At 71.8% G+C, this 10,797-nt stretch carries 8 protein-coding genes; 5 read left to right on the forward strand and 3 right to left on the reverse strand.

What is annotated here, in order from left to right; all coding sequences use genetic code 11:
• Positions 1 to 89 precede the first annotated feature (89 nt).
• Positions 90 to 1,031 carry a LysR substrate-binding domain-containing protein gene (locus HL658_RS34370; protein ID WP_180286785.1) on the reverse strand — a complete coding sequence of 314 codons (942 nt, stop codon included), beginning with the start codon at positions 1,029 to 1,031 and terminating at the stop codon, positions 90 to 92.
• A 208-nt stretch (positions 1,032 to 1,239) separates the two neighbouring features.
• On the opposite strand from HL658_RS34370, the gene HL658_RS34375 reads away from it, so the two are divergent.
• The 5 genes from HL658_RS34375 (at position 1,240) to HL658_RS34395 (ending at position 8,319) form a co-directional block, all read left to right on the forward strand.
• A complete protein-coding gene (locus tag HL658_RS34375; protein ID WP_180286786.1) occupies positions 1,240 to 2,505 on the forward strand; it encodes an ABC transporter substrate-binding protein in 1,266 nt (421 codons plus the stop codon).
• 81 nt (positions 2,506 to 2,586) lie between these two features.
• Positions 2,587 to 3,465 (forward strand): branched-chain amino acid ABC transporter permease, encoded by an 879-nt coding sequence (locus HL658_RS34380; RefSeq protein WP_180286787.1) that lies wholly within the window; start codon positions 2,587 to 2,589, stop codon positions 3,463 to 3,465.
• A complete protein-coding gene (locus tag HL658_RS34385; protein ID WP_180286788.1) occupies positions 3,462 to 6,071 on the forward strand; it encodes a branched-chain amino acid ABC transporter ATP-binding protein/permease in 2,610 nt (869 codons plus the stop codon). Before HL658_RS34380 ends, HL658_RS34385 begins: the two co-directional genes overlap by 4 nt.
• Positions 6,072 to 6,091: 20 nt before the next feature.
• Entirely contained in the window at positions 6,092 to 7,555 is a 1,464-nt protein-coding gene (locus tag HL658_RS34390; protein WP_211109926.1) for an aldehyde dehydrogenase family protein, read from the forward strand.
• 32 nt (positions 7,556 to 7,587) lie between these two features.
• On the forward strand, positions 7,588 to 8,319 hold the full coding sequence (locus HL658_RS34395) for an SDR family NAD(P)-dependent oxidoreductase (protein WP_180286789.1): 732 nt from the start codon (positions 7,588 to 7,590) through the stop codon (positions 8,317 to 8,319).
• Positions 8,320 to 8,374: 55 nt separating this feature from the next.
• Here HL658_RS34395 and HL658_RS34400 read toward each other — a convergent pair whose 3' ends face one another.
• Positions 8,375 to 8,752 (reverse strand): hypothetical protein, encoded by a 378-nt coding sequence (locus HL658_RS34400; RefSeq protein WP_180286790.1) that lies wholly within the window; start codon positions 8,750 to 8,752, stop codon positions 8,375 to 8,377.
• Between the two features lie 118 nt (positions 8,753 to 8,870).
• The coding region (locus tag HL658_RS34405) for a hypothetical protein (RefSeq protein ID WP_211109927.1) at positions 8,871 to 10,797 on the reverse strand (1,927 nt) is incomplete at its 5' end.

Raw genomic sequence — 10,797 nt, forward strand, 5'->3', positions numbered from 1 at the left:
CCCACATGGGCGCGAAGCCAAGGCACGCGGATGCGGGCCGCCCGGCGTGTGAGGGATCATTGATCGGTCACGATCAATGATGTTTGGCATCACGCCGCCGGCTCCTCGAAACCCGGCCACGCCTTGCCCTCGATCAGCTCGCGCACGGTTTCCTTGATCTCCGCCGCGACGACGGCGGCGGCGGGGGTCAGGCGTTCGGAGGGGAGGGAGTAGAGGAAATTGCGGCGCTGGAAGGCGACGTCGGAGAAGGACAGGCAGCGCCAGCGGCGGCCCTTGGGCTGTTCCTGCATCACCGCGCCCATCGGCTTGATGGTGGCGCCCACCTCGTCGTAGACGCAGTTCATCAGCAGCGACAGCGAATCGATCTCCGCCACCACGTTGAGCGACAGGCCGCGGTTCTCGAACTCCGCGGCGATGCGCTGGCGCAGGCCGTGCACGCCGGTCGGCAGGATCAGCGGCACCGCCGCCGCCTCGGCCAGCGACACCGCCGTACGCCCGGCCGGGATCAGGGCGCTGTGCTCGGGAATGATGAAGAACAGCTCCTCCACCATCAGCGGCTCGGTCACCAGATCGGGGGCGAGGTCGGGGCTGAACAGCACGGCGAGGTCGAGCTGGCCCAGCCGCATGAGCTGGCCGATGTGGCCGCTCATCCCCTCCACCACATTCAGCAGCACGCCGGGGAAACGCTGGCGCACGCGACGCACCAGTTGCAGGCCCAGCGCCGACACGGTGGTCGCCGGCAGCCCCACCGACACCATGCCGCGGATGGCGCCGGCCTCGCTGCGCACGATGGCGATGGACTGGTCGAACTGGCGCAGCAGGAAGCGGGCGTGGTGGTAGAGCGCCAGCCCGCTCTCCGTCGGCGTGACGCCCTTGGAGGAGCGGTTCAGCAGCGGCTTGCCGATCTCCTCCTCCAGCTGCTTGAGCTGCTGGCTCAGCGCGGGCTGGGCGATGTGCAGGCGCTGCGAGGCGCGCGACAGGCTGCCGCTCTCGATGATCTGCACGAAGTAGCGCAGTTGCCGGATTTCCATGGCGGCTCGCTCGCGGGCGGGGAGGGGAGGGGGTGCGGTCCGTCGGTGCGGCGGATTGTTCGCTATAAGTCGCGCTTATGGCAAGTGTCGTTATTCCCTATTTCCGCTCTGCCCGTCGCTCCGCCTAAGGTCCATCACCGCCCGTCCCGACCACGCACCGTGATCGGGTGGGTAAAGACGAAGAATCTCGTCCGGGGAGGAGACCGACATGGACAGGATTTCACCTGGTTCCCGCACTCCGATACTGGCGCCGACGCGGCGCACCGCGCTGAAGATCGGCGGTGGTCTGGCGGCGGGGGCCGTTCTGGGCTTTCCGGCGATCGTCCGGGCGCAGTCCGATGCGATCCGCATCGGCCACCTGACGCCGCGCACCGGCTTCCTGGGGGCGCTCGGCGACTACGCCGTGCTCGGCATCCAGATGGCGGCCGAGGAGATCAACGCCGCCGGCGGCGTGCTGGGGCGCCGCATCGAGGTGATCTCGGAGGATTCGATCAACCCCGACACCGCCGCCACCAAGGCCCAGCGCATGCTGGACCGTGACGGGGCGCAGGTGCTGATGGGCGAGATCAGCTCGGCCTCGGCGCTTGCCATCTCGCAGACGGCGGCGCGCAACAAGCGGGTCTTCCTCAGCACCGGGGCGCGGTCGGACACGCTGCGCGGGCGGAGCTGCAACCGCTACATGTTCTCCATCGACATCCCCAACACCATGATGGTCAACGCCGTCGGCAGCGCGCTGCTGCGCGACGGCATGGTGAAGGGCAAGGGCTTCTACACCCTGACCGCCGACTACGTGTTCGGGCACGACCTGCGCCGCGCCGCCAAGACCTTCTTCGACCGCAACGGCGGCATGCTGATCGGCGACGAGCTGGTGGCCACCGACGTCACCGACTTCAGCCCCTATCTGCTGAAGATCCGGCAGGTGCGGCCGGACATCGTGTGCTCCAACCTGGCCGGCAACCAGGTGACCAACCTGATCAAGCAGTACGCGGAATATGGGCTGAAGGCGCCGATCGTCGGCTTCAACCTGAACACCGCCGACGCCTGGGCGGCCGGGTCCGGCAACCTCAGCGGCATCTGGCCGACGGTGTGGTACCACACGCTGGACGTCCCGGCCTCCAAGGCCTTCGTCGCCACCTTCACCAAGAAGCACGGCAAGCCGCCGGAGAATCACGCCTGGATCGAGTACATCTCGCTGAAGATCCTGGCGCAGGCGATGGCCGAGACCAAATCCACCGACAGCGAGGCGCTGATCGCCTATTTCGAGAAGGGCGCCGAGTTCGACATCCTGAAGGCCCGCAAGGCCAGGTTCCGCGACTGGGACCATCAGTTGATCCAGGAGGCCTATCCCTTCTCGGTCAAGGCCAAGGGGGCCGACAAGTGGGACCTGATGGAGCTGGGCACCGTGGTGCCGGCGCCTGATGTGGCGATGGAGACCCTCTACCCGACGCGCGAGCAGAATCCCTGCTCGCTCTGACCGCCGCGTGACCATACGCGCGGCAGCGGGACCGGCACGGCGCCGGTCCCGGCCGCCGTAGGTTTCCGACAGGACCGGTTCATGCAGATCGTCTTTCTTCTGGAGCAGGTTTTGAACGGGCTGGTGCTCGGCGGGTACTACCTGCTGATCGCCCTCGGCCTCTCCCTCATCTTCAGCGTCGGCGGGGTGGTGAACCTCGCGCATGGCGCCTTCTACGCGCTGGGCGCCTACGCCGCCATCACGGTGGGCGAACAGTTCGGCTTCCTCACGGGGGTCGTGCTGTCGCCGGTGCTGGTCGGTGTCCTGGGCGTGCTGTTCGAGCGCTTCCTGCTGCGGCGTTTCTACGCCGCCGACCCCATTCTCAGCCTGCTGCTGACCTTCGGGCTCGCCATGGTGGCCGAGCAGGTGATCCGCATCCTGTGGGGGGCGGCACCGCTGCCCGCCTCCATGCCGCCGGCGCTCAAGGGGCCGGTGATCATCGGCGATTTCCTGTTCTCGCGCTACCGGCTGATGCTGCTGGGCATCGTCGCCGCGGTCCTGGCGGGGGTGTGGCTGCTGCTGCACCGCACCTCCTTCGGCCGCGTCGTGCGTGCCGGCATGCAGCGGCCGGACATGGTCGCCGCGCTGGGCATCCGGCTGCAGCCCTACATGACCACCATCGTCGTGCTCGGCGTCGGCACCGCGGCGCTGGCCGGGGCGCTGTTCGCACCGGTCACCGTGGTCCACCCGGCGATGGGGGTGGAGATCATCACCATCGCCTTCGTGGTGGTGGTGATCGGCGGGCTGGGCAGCTTCTGGGGCGTGGTGCTGGCGGCCCTGCTGGTCGGCGTGGTGCGCGGCGTGACCATTCATTTCCTGCCGGCGGCCAGCGAGGCGTCGATGTACGTCCTGATGTTCCTGGTGCTGATGTTCCGCCCGCGCGGGCTGCTCGGCGAACGCATCGAGAAGTTCGAACGATGACCTCGACCCCTGTGCGAACCGGGCCCCTGCAAGGCAAACCCCTGCCAAGCGAGCCCCTGCAAAACGGGCTCCCGCACGCGGGGCCCTGGCAAACCCTGCGCCCGCTGCTGATCGGCGCGGCCGGGCTGGTGTTGCTGCCGCTGGCGCTGTCGGCGCTCGGGCTGACCCTCAACACCGCCGCGGCCGTGGTGGCGCTCGCCATCGCGGCGACGGGGCTGAACATCATGGTCGGCTACACCGGGCTGACCTCCTTCGGGCATGCCGCGTGGTTCGGCATCGGCGCCTACGCGGCGGCCCTCTGCCAGAAGGCGTGGTTTCCCGACCAGATCCTCCTGCCGATCCTGCTGGCGCTGGTCTTCGTGGCGGCGGCGGCGCTGGTGGCGGGGGCGCTGATCCTGCGGCGGCGCGGGGTGTACTTCTCGCTGCTGACGCTGGCGCTGTGCGCGCTCACCTACTCCGTCGCCTTCCGCTGGACGGCGGTGACCGGCGGCGAGGACGGGCTGGGCGGGCTGACGCGCGGCACGCTGGGGCCGGTCGACCTCGACGATCCGCTGGCCTTCTATGTGATGGCGGCGCTGGTCGGGCTCGGCGTGCTGTACGTCATGCTGCGGGTCGAGCGTTCGCCCTTCGGCCATGTGCTGATGGCGATCCGCGAGAACCAGCTCCGCGCCTCCTTCCAGGGCTACCCGGTCGATCGCTACAAGCTGGCCGCCTTCGTGCTGTCGGCGGTCATGACCGGGCTGGGCGGCGCGCTCACCGGCTTCCAGCATTACATCGTCTCGGCGCAGTCGGTGTCGGTCACGCTGTCCGGCGAGATGCTGGCGATGGTGGTGATCGGCGGGATGCACAACATCCTGGGGCCGGCGCTGGGCGCCTTCTTCTACATCGTCTTCCGCGAGCTGTTCTCGATCTGGACGGCGAACTGGCTGCTGTGGTTCGGGCTGGTGTTCGTCGGCTTCGTGATCCTGTCGCCCGGCGGTCTGGTCGGGGTGTGGGCGCAGATCCGGCGGCGCTGGCGGAAGGATCCCACCGACAGCGCGGCGATGAGCCGGCGCCGCATCTACCAGGGCCTGCCGCTGCCGGCCTTCCTGCAGCCCGAGCCTGGCGCCGGCACCGTGCTGGAGGTGGCGGGCGTGTCGAAATCCTTCGGCGGCATCCGCGCCGTGCGCGACAACAGCCTGACCGTGCGCGCCGGGGAGATCCACGCGCTGATCGGCCCCAACGGTGCGGGCAAGACCACCACCTTCAACCTGATCTCCGGCATGTTCCCGCCGGACGCCGGCAGCATCCGCCTGCACGGCGCCGACATCCACGGCCGGCCGGCGCACGCCATCGTCGGGCTGGGGATGGCGCGCTCCTTCCAGATCACCAGCCTGTTCAACGGGCTGACCATCTTCGAGAACCTGCGCCTGTCGGTCCAGGCCAAGCACGGCTGCGGCTTCGACGCGTGGCGCGACATCGACCGCTACGACCGCGTCCGGCAGGAGACGGCGGAGCTCGTACGCTTCCTCGGGCTGGAAGGCATCGAGGAGGTGAAGGGCGGCGACCTCTCCTACGGCGGCCAGCGGCTGGTCGATCTGGGCATCGCGCTGGCGCTGAAGCCGCGCATCCTGCTGCTGGACGAGCCGCTGGCCGGGCTGGCCGCGGCGGAGCGGGAGCGGGTGTGCGCCCTGATCCGCACCGTCTCCGCCAGCATCCCCGTGCTGATCGTCGAGCACGACATCGACCGCGTGCTGTCCTTCTCGCGGACGGTCACGGTGATGAACCAGGGCGAGGTGCTGATGAGCGCGGGGCCGGAGGCGGTGCGCGCCGACCCGCAGGTGCAGGCGATCTACACCGGCACCGGCACGCCCCAGGTGACCGGCCGCGTCGCCGGCCGCTCGGCCGACAGCGCACCGCTGCTGCGGGTGGAGGGGCTGAACACCTTCTACGGCAAGAGCCACATCCTCAACGACGCCTCGCTCGACATCGGCCGCGGCGAGATCGTCGCCCTGCTCGGCCGCAACGGTGCCGGCAAATCCACCTTCCTGAAGGCTCTTGCCGGTCTCGTCCCGGCGACGTCGGGCCGGATCACGCTCGACGGGCGGGAGATCGCCGGCATGGCGGCCCCCGACATCGCCCGGCTCGGCATCGGCTACGTGCCGCAGGGGCGCGGCATCTTCGCCGGCATGACGGTGGCCGACAATCTGGCGCTGGGCCGGCTCGGCCGCAAGACCGACGGCTCGACCGGCACGGTGTGGAGCGAGGAGCGGATCCACGACATGTTCCCCGCCCTGTGGGAGCGGCGGAACACCCACGCCGACCATCTGTCGGGCGGCGAGCAGCAGATGCTGGCGGTGGCCCGCGCGCTGTCCGCCAACGTCCGGCTGCTGCTGCTGGACGAGCCCTTCGAGGGGCTGGCCCCGGCGGTGATCGAGCAGCTCTTCACCGTCTTCGACCGGCTGCGCGCCGACGTGTCGATCCTGATCGTCGAGCACAACCTCGACCTCGTGCTGGCGCTGGCCGACCGCGTCTTCGCGCTGGAGCGGGGGGCGGTGTTCCACAGCGGGCCGGCGGACGCGCTGCTCACCAACCTCGATTACCGCCGCGAAATCCTGTGGCTGTGATTGCCTGAAAGGACGCCATTGTGACTGAGATCGACGCCGATCCGGAGCGTGAGGCGGGAGCGCTGACCGATTACCCCCTGCTGATCGACGGCCGGTGGCAGGCGGGGGAGGGCGAGCGCATCGCCGTCCTCGACAAGTACCGGCTGGAGCCCTTCGCCACGGTGCGCGCGGCCAGTGTGGAGCAGGCGGAGCGCGCGCTCGACAGCGCCCACGCCGCCTTCCGCCAAGGCGCCCCCACCCCCTACGAGCGTGGTGCTGTGCTGGAGCGCGCGGCCCGGCTGGTGGAGGAGCGGGCGGACGACTTCGTCCGCACCATGCAGCGTGAGGCCGGCTTCACCGCCGCCGACGGACGGGGCGAGGTGGCGCGCGCGGTGGAGACCCTGCGCCTGTCGGCGGAGGAGGCGCGCCGTCTGGTGGGCGAGGTGGTGCCGATCGCCGGCGCGCCGAAGCAGGCGGGGCGCATGGCCTTCACGCTGCGGGTGCCGCTGGGCGTCGTGCTCGCCATCACGCCCTTCAACTCGCCGCTCAACACCGTCGCCCACAAGGTCGCCCCCGCCTTCGCGGCCGGCAACGCGGTGATCCTGAAGCCGTCCACCAACACCCCGGTCACCGCGTACCGGCTGGCCGCGGCGCTGGTGGACGCCGGCATGCCCGCCGGCTTCCTGTCGCTGGTCAACGCGCGCGGGGCGGCCTTGCAGGGGCTGATGGACGACACGCGCGTGCGCTTCTTCGCCTTCACCGGCAGCACCGAGGTGGGGCGCGGCATCCAGCGGGTGGCGGGCCTGCGCCGCACCCAGATGGAGCTGGGCTCGATCGCCCACACCATCGTCTGCGACGACGCCGACCTCGACCGCGCGCTGCCGAAGATCGTGGCGGCCGGCTACCGCAAGGCGGGGCAGGTCTGCACCTCCGTCCAGCTGCTGCTGGTGCAGGACACGGTGATGGATGTCGTGGCCGAGCGGCTGGCCGCGCTGGTGGCGGCGCTGCCCCACGGCGACCCCTTCGCCCCCGACACCGTGGTCGGGCCGGTGATCAGCGAGCGCGAGGCGGCGCGCATCGACGCCTGGGTGGAGGAGGCGGTGCGGCAGGGCGCCACCCGGCTGGCCGGCGGCCCGCGGCGGGGGGCGGTGGTGCCGCCGACGCTGCTGGCCGGTGTCGACACGTCGATGCGGGTGGGCTGCTGCGAGATCTTCGGGCCGGTCGTCTGCCTCGTCCCCTTCACGACGCTGGACGAGGCGATCGAGCGGGTGAACGCCACCCCCTTCGGGCTGGCCGCCGGCATCTTCACCAACCGGCTGCTCGACGCGCTGAAGGCGGCGGAGCGGATCGAGGCGGGCGGCGTCCACATCAACGAGACCTCCAGCGCGCGGGTCGACCTGATGCCCTACGGCGGCTCCAAGGACAGCGGCTTCGGCCGCGAGGGGCCGCGCTACGCCATCCACGAGATGACCGAGGAACGCGTCGTCTCGATCTCCACCCTCTGACCGATTTTCCCTTCACCAAGGACCCGGAAGACATGAGCAAGAAGACAGCGATCGTGTTCGGCGGCTCGCGCGGCATCGGGGCGGCCTGCGTGCAGGCCCTGGCCGGGGCCGGCTACGACGTCGCCTACACCTATGTGAGCAGCCCGCCGGCCGATTTGGCCGGCGTCGGCGACGCCCGCATCGCCGCCCGCATCGCCGCCCACCAAGTGGAGATCACCGACGAGGCCGCCGTGGCCGCCCTGTTCGACCGGGTGACCGCGGAGTTCGGCGCGCCGCACTGCGTGGTGGCGAACGCCGGTATCAACGTGCCGCCGGCCCCGGTCGGCCAGTTCCCGACGGAGAATTTCCGCCGGCTGGTCGAGGTGAACATCGTCGGCGCCTTCAACATCCTGCGCGCCGCGGCGCAGCGGGTCGCCGACGGTGGCTCCATCGTCGCGCTGACCACCTCGCTGGTGCGGCATGCCGCACCCGGCGTCGGCCCCTATGCGGCCACCAAGGCGGCGGTGGAATGCCTGGTGCGCTCCATGGCGAAGGAGCTGGCGCCGCGCGGCGTGCGGGTGAACGGCGTGGCGCCGGGGCCGGTCGACACCGACCTGTTCCGCGCCGGCAAGTCGGCGGAGATGATCCAACGCTCCGCAGCGCTCAGCCCCTTCAACCGCGTCGGCCGGCCGGAGGAGGTGGCCGCCGTCGTCCGCTTCCTGGCGTCGGACGAGGCGTCCTGGGTGCATGGGCAGATCGTGCAGCCGAACGGCGGGCTGATCTGAACCGCCGACCCGCGGCGTCCATTACACGTCTAATGACCGCCGCTCCCGCCTCCCGTCAGCGCACGGGGCGGCAGGAGCGGACGATCAGCATGTCCACGGGGTGGGCCGTGCTTTGCAGCATGTGCCCGTCCTCGCCCATGCGCAGGATGCGGCACTCGCCGCTGTCGTGGGTGATCGACTTGACCGTGAAGTTGATGGTCTTGGCGTTGCTGCCGAAATCGATGGGAAAGGTCATGCCCACGGCGATCTCGCCGGGGATCTCGACCTTGCCGTACTCCCGGCAGCTGTCCCAGAGGACCCAGTTCCGGCACAGCTTCAGGGTGCCGGTGGACGGGGTGGAGACCGCCTGCGGCATGCTCATCCCATCCCCCGCCAGGGAGGGGCCGGCGCCCGCCGCCAGCATCGCCAGAACCGCAAGAAGGTACGCCGACATAGGAGAACTCCGGGTGCATCGGCCCGCCGCAGGGCGGCGGTTCCGGCCACACTGTGCCAGCCTCCCCGCCCGGTCGGCAATCGGGACCATGGGGTTGCGGCCGAGGGCCGCCCCCGCCTCAGGGTAGCGCGTTGCGGGCGTTGCCGGCGGCCTGGCTTGCCCGGTCGGCGTGGCCCTGCGCCTGCCGGGCGGCCTGCTGGGCGCCGCCGACCGCCTGCTGGGCCGAGCCCAGCGCCTGGTCGGCGGCACCATGCACCGCCTGGGTGGCGCTGACCGCCCCGGCCTCGGCGCTGTGGGTCACCTGATTGGCCCCGGCGGCGGTGGCCTGGGCGAGGTCGCCGGCGGACTGGGCCGCGTGCTGGGCCGCGTCGCGGGCCTGGGTCACCGCGGCCTGGGCGGTGCCGGCGGCCTGTCCTGCGGCGTCGTTCATGGCCTGCGCGGCCTGCCGGCCGGCGGCGCGGGTCTGCGTGGCCGCCTGTTCGGCGGCCGGACGAGCCGAGTCGCAGGCACGGTTGGCGGCACCGCGCGCCTGATCGGTGGCGGACGCCACCACGCCGCTCGCCGACTGGTGGGCGAGGTCGACCTGGTCCATGGCGCGGTCGGCCAACCCCTCCCCGGCGTCGACCGCCCGGTCGGCGACGTCGGCCGCCGTGTTGATGCCGGGGCGTACGGCGTCGGCCGCGGTCTGCGCCATGCCGACCGCCGGTTCGGTGACGGTGGCCGCGGCGTCCGACACCATGGTGCCGCCACGGGTCACGGTGGAGGTCACCAGCTCCGTGGCGCGGTTGAGCTGTTCCGACGCCCGGCCGCACAGCTCCTGCACCCGGCCGGCGGCGTTGTGGGCGGCGTCGATGGCGGGCTGGGCCGCGGCGGCGCCGGCGGTGATGGCGCTGTCGGCGGCGGATTCCGCCTGCTCGATCAGGGAACCGATGCTGCGGTCGGCCTCGTCCAGCAGCCGGGCGGCGCTGTCGGCCAGCCGGCTCGCCTGATCCAGCGCCTGCTGCACCAGCGCGGTCGCCTGGGCGGCGGCGCTGTCCGCCATACCCTTGATCCGGTTGGCGAGAGCCCGCGCCTGCGCGGCGAGCGCCCGCGCCGCGGCGGCCGCGGCGGCGGCTGCCGCCGCGATGCCCTGGCGCACCGAGCGCGCGGCGCTGCGGATGGCGTTCAGGCTGCCGGTCAGCGGATTGGTCGCGAAGGGGTCGGGCAGCTGGTTCGCCAATCCCTGAAGGAGCGGGCAGGCGGCCACGATGTTTCGCGGCGAGACCTTGCCCAGCACGCGGGCGACGGTGTCGTTCACCCGGTTCAGGTCACGGTCGAGCGCGTTCTCCGCCCCCTCCGCCGCCAGCATGGCGAGCTCCGCCGCCCGTTCGGCGGCCTCGGCCGCGCGTTCCGCCTCCTGCGCCGCGCGGTCGGCCTCCGCCGCGGCGCGGGCGGCGGCGGCGGCGATCCGCTTCTGCGCGTCGGACGCCGCACCCGCCGCGGCGGCCTTGGCGTTGGTCAGGGCCGTACGCGCAGCCGTGCGCGCCTCCGCCGCCGCCGTACGCGCCCGGCCGGCAGCGTCGCGCACGGTGTTGCGGGCCGTGGCCGTGGCGTTCCTCGTGGCGTTTTCCAGCGAGTCCGCGGCACCCTGCGCGCCCTGCGACACCCGGTCGATGGCACCCTGCGCCTGGTCACGGTAGCCCTGGACCTGGGCGTTGGCCTGGTCGGCCAGTTCGCGCGGCTTGTTCACGATGGCCTGCCGGGTGTCGCGCACCGCCTGCACGGCGCGGTCCGGCGCCTCGCGGGCCAGTTGGGCGGTGCCGTGCGCGGCGTCGGCGTAGGCCCCGGCGGTGTCGCGCGCTCCTTGCGCCGCGGAACGGGCGCCGTCGACCACGCCCTGGGCGCGGTCGTGCGCGTCGTCCACCCGCCGCATCGCCTCCGCCCGCGCCTGCTCCGGCGCGTCGCCGACGGTGTCCGCCACGCGGTCGGCGGTGTCGGCCACGCGCTGCGCGGCCTGGGCGGTCTGGGTCCGGGCGCCCTGGATGGATTGGCCGGCGGCCTGCGCC

It is taken from the genome of Azospirillum oleiclasticum, assembly GCF_013423485.1.
In the GTDB taxonomy this organism is placed as follows: Bacteria; Pseudomonadota; Alphaproteobacteria; order Azospirillales; family Azospirillaceae; genus Azospirillum; species Azospirillum oleiclasticum.